Origin of the sequence: Arthrobacter gallicola, assembly GCF_014836775.1 — a bacterium.
GTDB lineage: Bacteria > Actinomycetota > Actinomycetes > Actinomycetales > Micrococcaceae > Arthrobacter_B > Arthrobacter_B gallicola.
The window spans coordinates 412,928-430,085 of record NZ_JACSQD010000002.1; the positions used below are offsets into that span (position 1 = coordinate 412,928).

Sequence of the window (17,158 nt, forward strand, 5' to 3'; positions counted from 1 at the left end):
AAGTTATCCTACGTTAGCCAGCCATCCTGAAAGTGCGCCGATGGACCGGGCGCTTTCCTCAGTCCTGCTCTGCCAGCCGGGCTGCCTGGCGGGTGATGTTCTTGGCCATGGACGGGAAGATCAGCCCGTGGAAGGGGTAGATCAGCCACCAGTACAACCGGCCCAGCAGCCCGCGGGGAAAGTAAATGGCGCGCTGGCTGTAGACGCTCCCGTCGCCGTCGGGGTCCACCCGCAGCTCCAGCCAAGCTTTGCCGGGAACCCGCATTTCCGCCCGCAGGCGCAGCAGGGTGCCGCGTTCGAGCAGTTCCACGCGCCACCAGTCCACAACGTCCCCGGTGAGCAGGGTGGCCGGGTTGCGGCGCCCGCGTGTCAGGCCGGCCCCGCCCACTGTCTTATCCAGCACACCCCGGATGGCCCACGCCATCGGCAGCGAGTACCAGCCGTTCTTGCCGCCGATTCCTTCGATAACCTGCCACACGTGCGCCGGATCGACGGCGGTGCGGCGCCGGCGCTGGTCCACGTAGACAGTCTGGCCCGCCCAGTCCGGGTCCGAGGGCAGCGGTTCCGAAGCCAGATCCGCGGCACTGGAGGCGCTGGCCCAGGTGGTTTCCACCTCACCGCGGGCTTCCTTGCCCAGTGCCCGGGCGACGGCGTCGCGGTAGTTGGTCAGGCCGCCTTCCGGCGGCGGGATGTACTCATCGATGTCCCATTCCTTGGCCACGGCATCATGCTGCAGCGACTCCACCAAAGGCCGGGACATGGAGAGCGGAATGGGGGTCACCAGCGCCACCCAGAGCCCGGCCAGTTTGGGTGCGGGAAGCGGCAGCGCATAGATCCGGCGTCGGGGCAGCCCCGCCACTTCGGCGTAGCCGTTCATGATGTCCGCGTACTCCAGGACCTCCCGGTCGCCGATGTCGAAGGTGCGGTTCATCCCCTCGGGGAGATCGACGGCGCGGGTCAGGTAGTGCAGGACGTCGCGGACGGCAATCGGTTCGATACGGCGGCGCACCCAGCTGGGAGCGGGCATCACCGGAAGTGTCTCGGTCAGGTGCCGGATCATCTCGAACGACGCGGAGCCGGACCCGATCACCACCCCGGCCTGGAACACAATCGCCGGAACCGCACCGTCCAGCAGAATCCGGCCCACGGCGGTCCGCGACGCCATGTGCGGTGACAACTCACCCGTCTCCGGATGCAGCCCGCCCAAGTAGACGATGCGTTTTACCCCGGCGGCCTCGGCGGCTTTGGCCACATTCCGGGCAATCGCCTCCTCCTGGGCAGCGAACCCTTTGCCCGACGCCATGGAGTGGACCAGGAAGTACACCGTGTCCACATCCGCAAAGGCTGATTCCACCGAGCCGGCGTCGGTCAGGTCTCCCTTAACGATCTCCACGTCGTTATGCCATGGCACATCGTTGAGTTTTTCCGGCGACCGGACCAGCACGCGGACCGTGTGGCCGTCCGCCAGCAGCAGGGGCACCAGCCGCCCGCCGATATAGCCGGTGGCACCGGTGACCAGGACCCGCTGAGCATCAGTCATTTTCCCAACATACACACCGTGGCTGGAGGCCGGGGTGTGCCGGCTGATCTGCCGTCCTTCCCACCGCAACATTTTGTAAGCATGCTGATCTCTACTGGCAATTGGCTCCGGATCCCGGTAAGACTAGAGGGCATGGCGAGAACGGGAACGGGCCCGAAGCAGCGGGAAACGGTCAATGTGGACGGACACCGGCTGCGCCTGACGTCGCTGGACAAGGTGCTGTACCCGGAAACCGGCACCACCAAGGCCGAGGTGCTCTCCTACTACGCGGCGGTTGCCGGGGTGATGATTCCCTACGCCCGCAACCGTCCGGCGACCCGCAAACGGTGGGTCAACGGCGTCGGAACCCCGGACAAGCCCGGGCAGGTGTTCTTCCAAAAGAACATTGACGATTCCGCGCCCAGCTGGGTTAAGCGGTACACGATTGAGCATAAGGACCACGCCAGCATTTATCCGCTGGTTAACGACCTCGCCACCCTCACCTGGCTGGCCCAGCTGGCTGCCCTGGAGATCCATGTGCCGCAGTGGCAGTTCGGTCCGCGCGGCGTGAGGCAGAACCCCGACCGCCTGGTCCTGGACCTTGACCCCGGGGAGGGCGCCTCATTGGCCGAGTGCGCCGAGGTAGCCCGGCTGGCCCGCAGCATTCTGTCCGATATGGGCCTGGACACCCGTCCTGTCACGAGCGGTTCCAAAGGCATCCACCTCTATGCCGCCCTGGACAGGAAGCAGACCTCTGAGGAGGTCAGCGCCGTGGCACACGAACTGGCGAGGGCGCTGGAAGCCGACCACCCGGAGCTGGTGGTCAGTGACATGAAAAAGACCCTGCGCAAAGGCAAGGTCCTGGTGGACTGGAGCCAGAACAACGCCAACAAAACCACCATCTGCCCGTATTCACTGCGCGGACGGTTCCTCCCCATGGTTGCCGCGCCCCGCACCTGGGAGGAACTGGAGGATCCGGAGCTGGAGCAGCTGACCTACGAGCAGGTCCTGGAACGGGTGGAGAAGATCGGTGATCCCCTGGCCGGCATGCACAGCGGCGAAGCCGACCCGTCCGGGCTTCCGCCGGACGGGGATTCGCCGCCCCAGGACAAGCTGCACAAATACCGCAGTATGCGGGATGCGGCGAAAACCCCCGAACCCGTGCCGCATGAGCCGGTGGCAGTGGAGGGGAACGGCAACAGCTTTGTCATCCAGGAACACCATGCCCGGCGGCTGCACTGGGACTTCCGGCTGGAGCGGGACGGTGTGCTGGTCTCCTGGGCGGTACCCAAGGGCCCGCCCAACACGCCGAACAAGAACCATCTGGCCGTGCAGACCGAGGACCACCCGTTGGATTACGGGGGTTTTGAGGGAACGATCCCGAAGGGCGAATACGGTGCGGGAGAGGTGACCATTTGGGACCACGGAACTTATGAGGCGGAGAAGTGGCGGCCGGGCAAGGAAGTAATCGCCACCGTGCACGGCCAGCCCGACGGCGGACTAGCCCGGGACGGATCAGCGGACCGGCGCTTCGCCTTTATCCACACCGGAGGTGAGGACGGTAAAAGCAACTGGCTGCTGCATCTGATGAAGGACCAGCGGCCGGGAGTCCCTCAGCACGCGGACACCCCGCAGGCCGACGCCGGGAAACAGAAGCAAACGCCGCCGCCGCAGGACAACCCGGCGCAGACGGCGTCCGCCGCAGCGAAATCCAAACCGGCGCCGCTGCCGCAGCCGGACGCGGCTGCCATTAAAGCTGACATCCGGGAGTCAGGCATGCCCGCGCTGAAGCCCATGTTCGCCACTCTGGGCAGCCGGGCGGACGTAAACGACGACGCCGAATGGGCCTTCGAAATGAAATGGGACGGTGTGCGGGCCATCGCCGAGGTCACTCCGGAAGGAACCCGGCTGATCAGCCGGAACGGAAACGACATGACCACCGCCTATCCCGAGCTGCAGGAGCTGGGGGAGCGGCTGAACGGCGAACGGGCGGTACTCGACGGGGAGATCGTGGCGCTGAACAAGGCCGGACGTCCTGACTTCGGTCTGCTCCAGCCGCGGATGCACCTGACCCGGGCCAAGGACGCCGAGGCGGCTGCCGCCAGGACCCCCGTCCAGTTCATGGCCTTCGACCTGCTGTGGCTGGACGGCAATTCCCTGGTGGAGCTGACCTACGGGCAGCGCCGCGAAATCCTGGAGCAGGCAGTGGAATCCGCGGATGCGGACGGCCACGTTCAGGTGCCGCCCGCCCTTGACCTCTCCCTGGACGAGGCTGTGGCTGCCAGCAAGGAGCTGGGACTGGAGGGTGTGGTGGCAAAGCGTTTGGCTTCGGATTACTCGCCCGGCCAGCGGTCCCGCAGCTGGATCAAACTCAAAAACCAGCTCACCCAGGAAGTGGTGGTGGTCGGCTGGCGTCCCGGACAGGGAAACCGGGCGAACAAGGTTGGTTCGCTGCTGGTCGCGATCCCGGACGGCACCGACTTGAAATACATCGGCCGGGTGGGCTCCGGACTCAGCGAACGGGACCTCGCCGCCGTCGGCTCCCGGCTGAAAAAAATCGGCCGCAAAACACCGCCGCTCGATGATGTGCCCCGGGCCGACGCCTCCGACGCCCGCTGGGTGCGTCCGGTCCTGGTGGGCGAAGTGACCTATGCGGAGCGGACCGGCACCGGTAAACTCCGGCACCCGGTGTGGCGCGGGCTGCGGCCGGACAAGAGGCCCTCCGACGTCGTACCGGAGGTGCCGGACGTTCCGGACCTGCCGGAAGGTCCAGAAACCTAACCCACCTGTCCAGACGTCCCCCAACGGGAGGAACAGCAGAAGATGACCGACACCCAAACACCCCAATCGCGTCTGCCCGGCACCGCCGTGCCACTCGAACCCGAACTGGACGGGGTTGATGCGTGGTGGAGGGCTGCGAACTACCTCTCTGCCGGACAGATTTATCTGCGGGACAATCCGCTGCTGCGCCGCCCGCTGGAACCGGCTGACGTCAAGGCCCGGCTGCTGGGCCACTGGGGAACCACACCGGGCCTGAACTTCATCTATGCCCACCTCAACCGGCTGATCAACGAATCCGGCCAGCAGTTCCTGTTCATCACCGGACCCGGCCACGGCGGCCCGGCCAACGTCGCGAACGCCTGGCTGGAGGGCACCTACTCGGAGATCTACAGTCACGTGGGCCTGGACGAGGAGGGGCTGCGCACCCTGTTTAAGCAGTTCTCCTACCCCGGCGGCGTCCCCAGCCACGCTGCTCCGGAGACGCCGGGGTCCATCCATGAAGGCGGAGAACTGGGCTACTCGCTGGCCCACGCCTACGGCGCCGTGTTCGACAATCCGGACCTGATCGCCGCCACCGTGATCGGCGACGGCGAGGCCGAAACCGGCCCGCTCGCCGCCAGCTGGCATTCGAACAGCTTCCTGGACCCGGCCGTTGACGGCGCGGTCCTCCCGATTCTGCATCTGAACGGCTACAAAATCGCCAACCCCACGGTTCTGGCGCGGATGCCCGAAGCGCAGCTGCTCAAACTCCTGGAAGGCTACGGCTTCCACCCGCACGTGGTGACGGTGGAGGATCCAGCCGCGGTCATGGCCGCGCATGAGGACTTCGCCGCTGCGCTGGGCACCTGCCTCGCCGAGATCCGCGCCATCCAGGAGCCCTACCGGACGGGGAGCAAACTGGCCGTCCCCGCGGACGCTCCGCAGGCCGCCGCCACCCATGAACGCGCCCAGGAGCACGCTCCGCGCTGGCCGATGATTGTTTTCCGCTCCCCGAAGGGCTGGACCGGGCCGCAGACCGTGGACGGCAAGCAGGTTGAGGGTACCTGGCGGGCCCACCAGGTGCCGCTCTCCGAAGTCCACGAGAACCCGGAGCACCTCGCGCAGCTTGAAGAGTGGCTGCAGTCCTACCGGCCCGAGGAACTGTTCGACGGCGCGGGGCGGCTCCGCCAGGAAATTGCCGGCCTGGCACCCGCCGGGGATGCACGGATGAGTGCCACCCCGTACGCCAACGGCGGGCACCTGCTGCGCGACCTCCGGCTGCCCGCCTACGCCGACTTCGCCGTCGAAACCGCTCAGCCCGGCAGCGAGCGGGTCAGTCCGATGCTGAACCTGGGCCGCTACCTGGCGGAAATTATCCGGCTAAACCCGGAAAACTTCCGCATCTTCGGGCCGGACGAAACGGCGTCGAACCGGCTGCAGGAGGTTTACGGCGTTACGGACAAGGTCTGGCAGCAGCGGATCGAGGCGGTGGACGAGCACCTGGCCCGCAGCGGCCGGGTGATGGAAGTGCTCAGCGAACACCTCTGTGAAGGCTGGCTGGAGGGCTACCTGCTGACCGGCCGGCACGGCGTCTTCAACTGCTACGAAGCCTTCGTCCACATTGTCGACTCCATGTTCAACCAGCACGCCAAGTGGCTCAAGGTCAGCCGGGAACTGTCCTGGCGCCAGCCCATCGCCTCGTTGAACTACCTGCTCTCCAGCCACGTCTGGCAACAGGACCACAACGGTTTTTCGCACCAGGACCCCGGCTTCATCGACCACGTGGTCAACAAAAAAGCTGACGTCATCCGGGTGTACCTGCCGCCGGACGCCAATACCCTGCTGGCCGTCGCCCAGCACATCCTCGGTACCCGGAACCGGGTGAACGTGGTGATCTCCGGAAAGCAGCCGGCCCCGGTCTGGCTGGCCCCGGAGGAAGCAAAACTGCACGTCAAGCGCGGCATCGGGGTGTGGGACTTTGCCGGCAGCGAAGACACCGGGCCGGGCGCGAAACCTGATCCCGACGTCGTTATGGGCTGTGCAGGCGACGTCCCCACCCTGGAAACCGTGGCCGCGGCTGCCCTGCTTAAGGAGCAGCTGCCCGAGCTGCGGATCCGCGTGGTCAACGTGGTGGACCTGATGCGCCTGCAGGACTCCGCCGAGCATCCGCACGGACTCTCCGACCGGGATTTCGACACCCTGTTCACCCAGGACAGGCCGGTCATTTTCGCCTACCACGGCTATCCGTGGCTGATCCACCGGCTGACCTACCGGCGCACCAACCACGGCAACCTGCACGTGCGCGGCTACAAGGAAGAGGGCACCACCACCACGCCGTTCGACATGGCCATGCTGAACCAGATTGACCGGTTCCAATTGGCCATCGACGTGCTGGACCGCGTACCGTCGCTCGGATCCACGCAGGCCGGTTTCCGGCAGTGGCTCCAGGACGAGCGGGAACGCTGCCGCCAGTACACCCGCGACGAGGGCCAGGACCCGCCCTTTATCAGCGGCTGGACCCTCGAAGAGGCACAGCGGTCCACCGCTGACTAAGATTTCCCGCGCCGGGCAACCGCCCGTGCGGGGATGGCATGATCCGTCTACACGAAGGAGAAATATGTCCACCGAGCAGTCAACCATTTCCGTTTCCCGCGTTATCGACGCCGCAGCAGGGGATCTTTTCCACCTGCTCTCCAACCCCGAACGGCATCCCGAACTGGATGGCGCCGGCATGGTGATTTCGGATGAGAAAACCGACCGCATCGCCAAGGTGGGTGATGTGTTCACCATGAACATGCACAACCAGAAAATGGGCGACTACAAGACGGACAACCATGTGACCGGCTTCGACCCCAACAAGCTCCTGGCCTGGCAGACCGCCGTGGCCGGCACGGAGCCGGCGGGCTGGGAATGGATGTGGGAGCTGGACGCACTGGGTCCGGAGTCCACCGAAGTCACGCTCACCTACGACTGGAGCAAGGTCACCGATAAGGAGACCTTGAAGAAGGTGTCCTTCCCGATGATCAGCAAGGATGAGCTGGAGGAGTCGCTGAATAAGTTGGCGGCTGCAGTGTCCGGCTCCTAGTTTCATAAAGCACGACGGCGGCCGGTTCCCTTCGCAGGAAAGGGAGCCGGCCGCCGCCGTTGTTCGGGAGCTGTGCTTAGACCGCGGACCAGCCGCCGTCGGAGGGCAGGATTGCGCCGTTGATGTTCACGCCGTCGTCGCTGAGCAGGAAGGTGATCGAGGCAGCGAGATCCTCGGCTGAGGCGATGCTCGGGACGTTGCTGCGGGCCGGGCCCAGGCGGGCTTCGCCGTACTCCGAGACTGTCCCGCCCATGGGAATACCGGTGGCCACACCGCCCGGAGCAACAGCGTTCACACGTATGCCTTCCTTGGCATACATAAATGCGGCGCTGCGGGTGATGCCCACAACGGCGTGCTTCGACGCGGTATAGGCCACACCGGAGGAGGAGCCGCGCAGGCCGGCCTCTGAGGTGACATTGACGATCGACCCGCGGCCGGCCGCCAGCATGGGCGGCAGGACCGCGCGGGTCAGACGGACGAGGCCGTCGACATTAACCGCGAAGACCTTCTGCCACATGGCATCGGAAACCTCGTGCAGCGGGCTGAAATCATCGTTGATTCCGGCCACGTTCGCCAGGGCATCGATGGACCCGCCGGCCGCGGCGATGATCCGGTCCACAGCGTCCAGATCGGTGAGGTCCGCGGACACGGGAACAATGGCTTCGCCCAGCTCCACGGCCAGTTCCTTAACCCGCTCTTCGGCAATATCCACCGCAATCACGCGGCCGCCTTCCCGGGCGATGCGGGCTGCCGTGGCACGGCCGATGCCGGCGCCGGCACCGGTCACAATGACGGTGCGTCCCTCGAACCGGCCTTCGACGGCCGGCAGGACCGTCTCTTCCAGCTCGGGCATCACCCCGCCGTTGGCCTGCTTCACCAGCTCATCGACCGCAGCCTGCGGCATCTGGCCCTGGCTGAGGTCCACCAGCTGCTGCAGTTTCAGGCTCCGCGCCGGGCCGAGAGCGGCTTCGTCGCTGCCGCTCTGCGCCAGGAAACCGCGCAGGATCGGGCCGCCTTCCGGGTGGGCCAGCCACTCCTCGATGGTGTTCCGTGCGGTCAGGGGTTTGGAAGCTGCCATGGACGTTCCTCTCGCTGAAGGGCGGCCGCAGGTGCCAGGCCGTTTGACCTCGAACTTACACGTCAATCCAAGGATCGGGTCAGATTGTCGACCCGGGCCGGTTCGCTCCGGTTCGGGCCATCGCTGCCGCCGCGGGCCGGAGCGATGTCCCCAATCGGCAGCAGAAACAAGGGTCAGTTCTCCCGCGCCCGATAGAGCTGCATCTGCCGGTAGCGCCGGCCCAGGGATTCGCGCCGCGGTTTGACCGGAGCGTCCTCCGGCTCGGCGGTGAGATCGATGTGCGCCTTGCCGAACCGCCAGAGCAGCAGGTCATCGAGCAGCCGGTCGGGCCCGGGCGAGTAGCGGTGGTCCAGGGCTTCGCGCACCCGGGTGATGGCGTCCGCCTGCAGCAGACCGGCCAAGTCCATGGTGGTCTTCAGCCCGTGGGCGGCCAGCAGCTCCGCTGCCCACCCCCAGTCGTCGCCGGCCTTGCGGTTGACGTGGGGCAGCAGGGTCATCCAGATATCGCGGATCCGGTTCGGGGTCAGCGGTGCACTGCCCTCACCGTCCTCGTCCCAGAAACCGGTGACCGTTTCATACCGCTCGTGGAGCTCAGCAAACTCGTTCTCCACCGTCTCCAGCATGGCCGCGGTGGCAATGAACTGCCGGTCGAAATACGGGCTCCACGCCCGCGGGTCGCCGGCCTTGAACCGGATGTCGTGTTCGATTTCAGACCAGGCATGGGCCAGCACGGTGCGGATCTGCACCTCGAAGAGGTAGCTGCCGTTGGGCTTCTGCGTGGGTTCCAGCAGCCGGTGGAACTCCCGCACCGTCTCATTCTGGATGGTGCGCAGAATCAGGTGCCGGCTGGAATAACCGTAGGTGCCGGATTCGATCGACCCGATGTCCTTCTCCCGGTCGCCGCGGCAGTCGAACTCGGCACGCTGCCGCTTGATCAGGTTCGCGGCTTCATCAACCTCGTGCGGCAGGGTCATGATCACACGGACACCCACCAGGTCCGTCAGGTTCCGCAGTGGGTCAGGGAACAGGAGGGTAGGGACTTCGCTGGCATCTTCGGCCGGGAGTGTCCGGGAAGCCTTGTCCCGGAAGGACTCCACGGTTTTGGTCCGGGAGGCGATGAACAGCGGCTTGACCGGGCTGTCCGCGAAAACTGCCCGCAGGCTGGCTTCCATCTCCGCCGTCACGGACTCCAGCGCCGGGCGGACCCGGGCATATTCATCCGTACTGGCCTGGACTATCGGCCGCAGCCGGTCATCCAGGGTGTCCCACGCGCTCACGATTGTCCTTTCGCCGTTTCTGCCAGCCTAGGCCACGCCGGTGACGGCGCGGGCGGACCTCCGCGTCCTGCGGATAGGCTCATCTCCAGATTAGGACGACGGCGGCCCAGTTGCGCGCCGGCCCAGTTGCGCGCCGGTCCGATGCCTGCCGCGGGGCCGGCACGGTCCGGAGGTGGGACCGGGCAAGATCCGGCGCCTGCCCGCGCCAGAAACAGGGGGAGCCATGCCGGAACGGTTTCAGTACGGGGATCATCCGGACCAGTTCGGCGAGCTTACGCTCCCGCCCGGGCAGCGGGCCCGGGGAACCGTGGTGATTATCCATGGCGGGTACTGGCGCTCCGGGTACACCCTGGACCTGGGCCGCCCGGCAGCGGCGGACCTCGCCGCCCGCGGCTGGGCGGTGGTCAACCTGGAATACCGCCGGGCGGGTAGCGGCGGCGGCTGGCCGGAAACCTTCCAGGACGTCGCCGCCGGCATTGATGCGTTGGCAGAACTGAAGGCTCTCCAGGACCCCCAGGGGAAAATCCCGCCCCCGGTTATTGCACTGGGCCACTCCGCCGGCGGCCACCTCGCGGTGTGGGCGGCGGGGGACCGCTGCACGGGAACCGGCGGCCCGGCCAGCCGCAGCCCGCGCGCCCGGGTACCGCTGGCCGCCGTCGTCAGCCAATCCGGCGTGCTGGATCTGCGCCGCGCCCACGACCTGGGATTAAGCGGCGGCGCTGTCAGTGACTTTCTCGGCGCCCGCCCGGACGAGGACCCGGACCGGTACCGGCTGGCCGATCCAACTCTGCAGGTCCCCGCGGCTGCTCCGGTTTTCGTCCTGCACGGAGACCAGGACGCGGATGTGCCGCTGGAGCTGGCGGAGTCCTACACGGCGGCGGCTGTGGCAGCGGGCGGCGCGGCGGAGCTGCGCCTGGTTCCCGGTGATCACTACGGCCTGATCACTCCCGGCACACCGGCCTGGAACGGCGTCCTCCAGGCGCTGGCTGACGCAGCCCAAGCTGCCGCCGGGTAGCGCCGCGCCCTGTCCGGTCGGTAGGTTGAGGGCGTGCTCACAGTCATTGGCGAAGCCCTGGTCGACGAAGTCCTCAGCGATACTGCACCCCGCAGGTCCCATCCTGGCGGGAGCCCCATGAATGTTGCCGTTGGCGTGGCCCGCCTGGGCCGCCCGGTCCAGTTTGTGGGCCGGTTCGGCGCTGATGCCTACGGGCTGCTGATTTCCGAGCATCTCAAGGAAAACTCAGTCCTGAACGCCTTCCCCGCGGATGACCGGCCAACCAGCGTTGCGACCGCCACCCTGGATCCCGCCGGCGGCGCACGGTATACCTTCGACCTTGAGTGGACGCTGCCGGGACTGGCGGATGCCTTGCCCCGGCTGCTGGAGGGCACCACGGTGCTGCACACGGGATCCATCGCGACCATGCTCTCGCCCGGTTCGGATGAGGTCCTGACCGCCGTCGAACGCGCACATCCCCAGGCCACAATCACTTATGACCCGAACTGCCGCCCCACCATCATCACCGATGTGTCCTACGCCCGGGACCAGGCGGAGAAGTTCGTCCGCCTGGCCGACGTCGTTAAGGCCTCGGAGGAGGATCTCGCCTGGCTCTACCCCGATGAACCGGCGGAGTCCTCCGCACGGCGGTGGCTGGGAATGGGCCCGGGAATCGTCGTCGTGACCCGCGGGTCCCGGGGACCCTGGGCCGTGGCTGCCTGCGGAGCCTGCGAGGTCCCCGCCGTGACCGTGAGCGTTGCAGACACCGTCGGTGCGGGGGATTCCTTTATGTCGGCGCTGCTGGCCGGGTTGATGGACCGGAACTTCGACGGCGGTGCCCGCCGGCCGGAACTGCGGAAGATCGGCGTCGGAGACCTGGAAGCGATCCTTGCCTACGCTGCCCGCGCCGCTGCGATCACTGTCTCGCGTCCTGGAGCCGACCCGCCCTACCGTTCCGAACTTCGCTAGCACCGGCTGGCTGCGGGCGGCGGGCTGCCCGGGGCATAAACACGCCGGCCGGGCTAGTCTGGAAGCCGACGAAAGGGCGGGACATGCGGCTGGTGGCAAGTGACCTGGACGGGACCATTCTGGGGCCGGACAACCGGATCAGTGACCGGACGGTCAACGCGTTCCGTAAATGCATGGACGCCGGAATTGAAGTCGTTTTCGTCACGGGACGTCCGCCGCGCTGGTTGAATCCGCTGCGGGAGCAGATTGGCCACACCGGAACCGTCATCTGCTCCAACGGGGCTATCCTCTACGATCTGCTGGCCGGCGAAGTCACCTGGTCCCGGCCGCTGGGGCTGGAGGGTATGTTCCAGGCTGCCGGCATTATCCGCAGCCTCTATCCCGCCGTCAGTTTCGCGGCCGAAACGGTGGAGGGTTTCCACCTGGAACCGGGCTTCCTGGAATCCGGCGGTGCTGACCTGCTGGGAGAAGTCACTCCGGCGCCCTTGAAACAGTCCCTCGGTGCTGATGCGCGCGTGGTGAAGTTTTTGGCCCGGGTGGATAACGTCCATCCGGATGAGTTCCTGGCGGCTGTCCAGCCTGCGGTTGCCCATCTGGTGTCCACCACGCACTCGGCACCCTCGGTCCCGCTGCTGGAGATGTCCGCCCCGGGACTGGACAAGGTAGTGACCCTCGCCGAATACGCCGGTTCGCTCGGGATCAGACCGGCCGAGGTAGTGGCGTTCGGCGATATGCCGAATGACCTGCGGATGCTGTGCTGGGCCGGCCGCGGGTACGCCATGGCATCCGGCCATCCGCAGGTGCGGGCCGCAGCGTCCGCCGTCGCGCCGTCCTTCGCCGAAGACGGCGTGGCGCAGGTGCTGGAGGACCTGCTCCGGGAGCTCTAATTCCTGCCGGCTTCATCCGCCGCCGGTCCGGACCCGCCGTCTGCAGCGGTGTTCCGCCGGTGAAGCAGCTGGTGGACGGTGATGATGATGGCCAGCCACGCCAGGCCGAGGGTCCATGCGACCAGCACATCCGTGAGCCAGTGATGGCCCAGGTAGACCCGGCTTAACCCCACCGCGGCAATAAAAACGGCGGCCCCGGCTAGAACGGCGGTCCGCACCCAGCGGGAGTGCAGGTACAGCACCAGGAGATACGCCAGGGTGCCGATAACCGCCAGGGAGTTCAGCGAATGCCCGCTCGGGAATGACGCTGAATATTCGTACGGCGGCACGGCGTCTTCCAGAGCCGGCCGGTGCCTGCCCACAATCGACTTTCCTGCCACGGTGAGCAGCAGGGAGCCCGCGGCGGCCGTTGCCACCAGCAGCAGCGGGGTCCAGCTGCGTTTCCACCAGCACAGGGCCAGGACCGCGGCACCGGCGATCAGCGGCAGGCCCACCGTGCCGCCCAGGTTCGTCAACCACGTGACCGCACTGTCCAGTGCGGGGCTGCGGACGGCCAAAGCCGCTTCAAGCACGGGCTGGTCCAGGCCGGCCACACCGTCCTCTTCCACCACAGCGTCGTAAACGCCGGCAGCAGCCAGGGTGAGGAGCAGGGCTGGAACCAGGCCGGCTGCCAGGGTCAGGACGAGGGCTCCGTGACGGCCCAGCACGCCGGTCACTGCGGCGAGCAAGTGCTCCAGCTGGCGGCGGGCGGCCTCGATCATTGTCCTAGTATGCCAAGGCGCCGGCCCAGCCAGTCGAGGTTGTTGACCAACCCTGCCTTCCAGACCGTCCAGGAGTGCCCGCCGTCGAGTTCCTGGAGCTGGACGTCCATCCCGGCGGCTTGCGCGGCGTCGAACACCTGCTGCCCCTGGGGTGCGTAGAGCGAGTCGTCCCGCCCCACCACCACGATTCCGGCACTGTCGGGGAAACGACCCTCCTTGAGCAGGTCCAGGGGGTTCTGCGCGGCGAACGCCGAAGCGTCACCGCCGAAGTAGGTCTTGATCAGGGCCCCGCGACCGTCCGGCACAGTGGGTTCGCTCTCCCCTGCGATATCCAGGAACGTGGGATAGACCTGCGGAAAGTTGACCGCCAGCTGCAGCGAACAGGTTCCCCCATAGGAGTACCCGGCAACAGCCCACTGCCGGGCATCGGTGAGTCCCGAGGCGAGGTTTTCCCTGACCCAGGCCGGAAGGTCCACGGACAGGTACGTCGCAGACCGGCCCGCGTTTGAGTCCAGGCACAGCGGCCAGTTGGCGGCCCCGGCGGCCGAGAGATCCGGCACAACGACGACGGGCGCCAGTCCGTTGTGCGCCGCAGCGAAATCATCCATGACCTGGGTGAGCTGCCCTGCGGTGAACCAGTCCGAAGGGGCACCCGGCTGCCCGTGGAGCAGGACCAGCACGGGAAGGTTCTGCGCCGGAGGAGAGGCAAGGTACGCGGGTGGCAGGTAGACCAGGGCGGGGTTGGACGGATACCCGGATCCCGATTCCGGGATGGTGACGGAGAAGACACTTCCCGTGTGCGGCATGTCCGGCGGCGGCTGCCAGGACGTTTCGTTGACCGGAGGGGGAACCGGCTCCGGCGGGGTGCGGGTGGGCAGAGGCCCGCTGGATGTCCAGGGCTGCGCGAAAAACGCGGAAAGGGTTGGGTATTGGCCAAAGGCCGTGTTAACCGCGGAGAAGAGCGCCGCAAGGACGAGGGCCCCGGCCAGGACGGGAAGTGCCCGCCGGACAAGTCCGCTGGCGGTCAGAAACCGCCGGACCGCCAGGAACTCAGCAAATATGGCCAGGAAGGAATATAAGTACAGATAGCGCGGCAGTGCCGCGTTCCACCAGTGAAACGCATACTCAGCCAGGAAGAACAGCACCAGGGTGAAAGCCGCTGCGGTCAGCGCCGCCAGGGGAACAACCCGGGTGAGGTGGCGTCTGGGCCCCCAGCAGAGCCAGATGACTGACAGCGCCCCCAAGCACAGCGCTGCGATCGGCACGGCGCCGGTGGTCAGGGGGACATTCATCGGAACCGGTCCTTCACCGCGGGGTGCCGACGATTCGGCGGGCCATGCTCAGCCCCTGGCCCACGGAGACGTGGGGCAGGTAGGCGCGGCTGAGCGAGTTTCCAATCGCCGGCAGAGCAGCAGCGTCCGGATAGGCCATGTACAGCGGAATGTAGCGCGGCGCGAATTTGGCTTTGAACGCCAGAAGGGACCGGAACCCGTAGACCGGTTCCAGGGCCGTGCCGAGGCGGTCCAGGAGCCAGTCCATCGCCGGAGGGTTCTCCTCCCGCCCGGCGCTGTCCCTGGCCCGCGCCAGCGGTGCGCCGGAAAGGCTGAGGAACCTGTACCCCTCTTCCTGCAGGGACAGGGCGGCCGAAGCGATCAGGAAGTCCATGGCCGCAGGAAATCCGCGGCTGCGCCGCCGCATAAAGTCCAGCGTCCAGCCGCGGATGCGGCCGTCCTGATAGACGGGCAGCCAGGACGTTACGCCGTGGACGGTCCGGTCCTCATCGATGGCAACCAGCAACCGGACCCCGGGATCCTCCATTTCCTCCAGCCCGCCGAGGGTAAATCCCATCTCCGGCATGTGCTTGTCTGCCACCCACTCTTCGGAAATGACATGGATCTGGTCGATCACGGACAGGGGTGCGGTGCCGAGCGTGGTCCATTCCGCATGGACGCCGGATTTTTCCGCCCGGTTCAGTGCCGTGCGCAGGTCCTGGAACTTCTTGCCCTTGAAGGCCAATGAGCCGAGTTCCAGGACAGTTTCTTCAGCGACCTGAAGACTGGCGAACCCCTGACCGGAGGTAATGCCCTCCGTTCCTGCACCCACCGAATAAAAGCAGGGGGTTGTGCCCTGGTCACCGCAGAATGCCAGGAACCCCAGGATGGCTTCCCGGCGTTCAGCTTCCGGGCCCACCGGATCGCCGACTGTCAGTGCCACGCCAAACCCTTCCCGGTAGGCGATGTAGGAGTTCCCGGTCGGGGCGAACCAGTAGGAGTTCCCGGCCCACAAGGTCATCCAGGACAGTGTGCCGCCGCCCTGGCTGGTCAGCAGAGCGCGGGCGCGGTCCACGTCCTCGGGGTGCTGCTCCGGCGCCGGGAGGAGGAAGGAGCGTATGAGCAGAACACAGGTGAGGGCCCAAAAGAGAACACCCACTCCCTCATACAAAATGGCTGCCGGAAGCGTCTGGGGAAGGAGGGAGGGCGAGTGGTTCCTCAGTTCCAGCACAGGGAGGAACCGTTGCGGCAGGTCCGCCAGCAGAGCCTGCGCCGTCGCTTCCGGAGTGAAACCGGTGCGGACCACATAGCCGCCGGCGACATAGCAGGCCGCAAGCACCACCGCGGAAAGAGCAACGCGCACCGTGAGCCTGCGGTAGGTGCCGGAGGGAGCCGAAACCGTAAACAGCCTCCCGGTGGCCGCCAGCAGCACAATGACAGCCACCGGAACCAGCATGGGCAGTACCAGGGCCAGCGGTTGTTCCACCTCGCCAAACTCGTACCGTTCTCCGGCAGGATTTCCGGTCAGGAACCGGTAGATCCGGAAACCGGCCGCCACCGTGAGGCCCGCCTGCAGGATCAGGGCGGCCACCCAGGCGAAGCGGCGGCCCCGGCGCAGTCCGTCCGAAAAAACCAGCAGCAGCACCTGCGGCAGGATGGCCAGGAAAAACCCTGCCGGACCGGCATGAAGCTCAAAGCGGGCGGCACTGCACTCGACCCGGCGTCCGGCGTCGGCGCACAGCTCGGCCAGATCCTGGGGGTTGGTTGTCTCCACATAGGTGAAGAGGTAGCGCAGCACGGACAGCGGGCCCACGGCGTGGGCGTTTAGGGCGGCCAGGACAGGACCAACAGCGGAGGCCAGCACCGCCAGAGCCACCAGCACCCGGGCCTCCCGGCGCGTGGAGGCGATCTTCCACCGCAGCCGGGGGCGGCGGTGGAACAGCAGCGGACCGCAGAATCCCCCCGTCACTGCGGCGCCAAGGGCCATAACGTCCTGGAAGGAACCCGAATACAGGGCCAGCAGTACCAGCAGGGTGAAGAGGAGCAGGCGCAGCCGCCGGCGCCAGAGGGTTTCGAGGCCTGCGCTGGCTGCTGCCGCCGCTCCGCACAGGAAGGCCACCGGCCCCACAAATGACTCCGCTGTCAGTTCCCGGCCCCAGTCGCCGAAGAAGAAGCCCGAGACGGCAGCGAAGCCGGTGGCGAGCAGGGCACCTGAGACCTGGGTGCAGAGGGCTGCCGCGAGGAACCGCCTGCTCCCCAGGATTTTTTCTGCGGCGGCTCCCATTACCAGCGCCAGGACGGTTCCGCTGATATAGCCGGGCAGGCCGTTGGCCCACAAAGCGGAAAGGAGCAGCGAGGGCCAGTATTCCGGCAGGGACTCGGAGGAGACGCTGACCCAGTCCAGCAGCGGTTCCTCCGGACCCGACGCGATGGTCGCGGTCAGGAGGCCGAGCACCCAGAACAAAACCACGAAACAGAGCGTTACCGGCGCCCGGCGTACGCTTCTCCGCAGCGCGTCCGCCGGCCACCGCACTAACCGCCGGCCCCGGTGCCAGGC

The 17,158-nt window shown here is 66.8% G+C and carries 12 protein-coding genes; 6 read left to right on the forward strand and 6 right to left on the reverse strand.

Going from position 1 to position 17,158, the window contains the following annotated elements:
* Nucleotides 1-58: 58 nt before the first annotated feature.
* A complete protein-coding gene (locus H9639_RS06315; RefSeq protein ID WP_191807256.1) occupies nucleotides 59-1,540 on the reverse strand; it encodes an SDR family oxidoreductase in 1,482 nt (493 codons plus the stop codon).
* 132 nt (nucleotides 1,541-1,672) lie between these two features.
* Between H9639_RS06315 and H9639_RS06320 the strand changes: the two genes are divergently transcribed.
* The 3 genes from H9639_RS06320 to H9639_RS06330 all read left to right on the forward strand — a co-directional run bounded on the left by H9639_RS06320 (nucleotide 1,673) and on the right by H9639_RS06330 (nucleotide 7,364).
* Nucleotides 1,673-4,300 (forward strand): ATP-dependent DNA ligase, encoded by a 2,628-nt coding sequence (locus H9639_RS06320; protein WP_191807257.1) that lies wholly within the window; start codon nucleotides 1,673-1,675, stop codon nucleotides 4,298-4,300.
* A 42-nt stretch (nucleotides 4,301-4,342) separates the two neighbouring features.
* Nucleotides 4,343-6,832, forward strand: coding sequence for a phosphoketolase family protein (locus H9639_RS06325; protein ID WP_191807258.1), 2,490 nt, complete (start codon nucleotides 4,343-4,345; stop codon nucleotides 6,830-6,832).
* Nucleotides 6,833-6,896: 64 nt separating this feature from the next.
* Entirely contained in the window at nucleotides 6,897-7,364 is a 468-nt protein-coding gene (locus H9639_RS06330; RefSeq protein ID WP_191807259.1) for an SRPBCC family protein, read from the forward strand.
* A 76-nt stretch (nucleotides 7,365-7,440) separates the two neighbouring features.
* Here the strand turns inward: H9639_RS06330 and H9639_RS06335 are convergent, their stop codons facing one another.
* Both H9639_RS06335 and H9639_RS06340 read right to left on the reverse strand, forming a co-directional pair.
* Nucleotides 7,441-8,442: an SDR family NAD(P)-dependent oxidoreductase gene (locus tag H9639_RS06335; protein WP_191807260.1), complete on the reverse strand. Its 1,002-nt coding sequence runs from the start codon at nucleotides 8,440-8,442 to the stop codon at nucleotides 7,441-7,443.
* A gap of 173 nt (nucleotides 8,443-8,615) precedes the next feature.
* A complete protein-coding gene (locus H9639_RS06340) occupies nucleotides 8,616-9,722 on the reverse strand; it encodes a GTP pyrophosphokinase (RefSeq protein WP_191807436.1) in 1,107 nt (368 codons plus the stop codon).
* A 220-nt stretch (nucleotides 9,723-9,942) separates the two neighbouring features.
* Between H9639_RS06340 and H9639_RS06345 the strand changes: the two genes are divergently transcribed.
* The 3 genes from H9639_RS06345 to H9639_RS06355 all read left to right on the forward strand — a co-directional run bounded on the left by H9639_RS06345 (nucleotide 9,943) and on the right by H9639_RS06355 (nucleotide 12,569).
* Entirely contained in the window at nucleotides 9,943-10,734 is a 792-nt protein-coding gene (locus H9639_RS06345) for an alpha/beta hydrolase family protein (RefSeq protein ID WP_191807261.1), read from the forward strand.
* A 33-nt stretch (nucleotides 10,735-10,767) separates the two neighbouring features.
* Nucleotides 10,768-11,682 carry a carbohydrate kinase family protein gene (locus H9639_RS06350; RefSeq protein ID WP_191807262.1) on the forward strand — a complete coding sequence of 305 codons (915 nt, stop codon included), beginning with the start codon at nucleotides 10,768-10,770 and terminating at the stop codon, nucleotides 11,680-11,682.
* A gap of 83 nt (nucleotides 11,683-11,765) precedes the next feature.
* Nucleotides 11,766-12,569 carry an HAD family hydrolase gene (locus tag H9639_RS06355; protein WP_191807263.1) on the forward strand — a complete coding sequence of 268 codons (804 nt, stop codon included), beginning with the start codon at nucleotides 11,766-11,768 and terminating at the stop codon, nucleotides 12,567-12,569.
* Here H9639_RS06355 and H9639_RS06360 read toward each other — a convergent pair.
* From H9639_RS06360 to H9639_RS06370, 3 genes are read right to left on the reverse strand one after another with little or no spacing between them, the layout of a single operon-like run.
* Entirely contained in the window at nucleotides 12,566-13,330 is a 765-nt protein-coding gene (locus tag H9639_RS06360; RefSeq protein ID WP_191807264.1) for a phosphatase PAP2 family protein, read from the reverse strand. The genes H9639_RS06355 and H9639_RS06360 overlap by 4 nt on opposite strands.
* Nucleotides 13,327-14,622, reverse strand: coding sequence for an alpha/beta hydrolase (locus H9639_RS06365; protein ID WP_191807265.1), 1,296 nt, complete (start codon nucleotides 14,620-14,622; stop codon nucleotides 13,327-13,329). Before H9639_RS06365 ends, H9639_RS06360 begins: the two co-directional genes overlap by 4 nt.
* Before the next feature lie 13 nt (nucleotides 14,623-14,635).
* On the reverse strand, nucleotides 14,636-17,071 hold the full coding sequence (locus H9639_RS06370) for a bifunctional lysylphosphatidylglycerol flippase/synthetase MprF (RefSeq protein ID WP_318242005.1): 2,436 nt from the start codon (nucleotides 17,069-17,071) through the stop codon (nucleotides 14,636-14,638).
* Between the last annotated feature and the right edge of the window lie 87 nt (nucleotides 17,072-17,158).

Coding starts and splice junctions, on each gene's coding strand:
- H9639_RS06325 (WP_191807258.1), top strand. CDS start 4,343: ATGACCGACACCCAAACACCCCAATCGCGTCTGCCCGGCACCGCCGTG.
- H9639_RS06365 (WP_191807265.1), bottom strand. CDS start 14,622: ATGAATGTCCCCCTGACCACCGGCGCCGTGCCGATCGCAGCGCTGTGC.
- H9639_RS06355 (WP_191807263.1), top strand. CDS start 11,766: ATGCGGCTGGTGGCAAGTGACCTGGACGGGACCATTCTGGGGCCGGAC.
- H9639_RS06360 (WP_191807264.1), bottom strand. CDS start 13,330: ATGATCGAGGCCGCCCGCCGCCAGCTGGAGCACTTGCTCGCCGCAGTG.
- H9639_RS06335 (WP_191807260.1), bottom strand. CDS start 8,442: ATGGCAGCTTCCAAACCCCTGACCGCACGGAACACCATCGAGGAGTGG.
- H9639_RS06315 (WP_191807256.1), bottom strand. CDS start 1,540: ATGACTGATGCTCAGCGGGTCCTGGTCACCGGTGCCACCGGCTATATC.
- H9639_RS06345 (WP_191807261.1), top strand. CDS start 9,943: ATGCCGGAACGGTTTCAGTACGGGGATCATCCGGACCAGTTCGGCGAG.
- H9639_RS06320 (WP_191807257.1), top strand. CDS start 1,673: ATGGCGAGAACGGGAACGGGCCCGAAGCAGCGGGAAACGGTCAATGTG.
- H9639_RS06330 (WP_191807259.1), top strand. CDS start 6,897: ATGTCCACCGAGCAGTCAACCATTTCCGTTTCCCGCGTTATCGACGCC.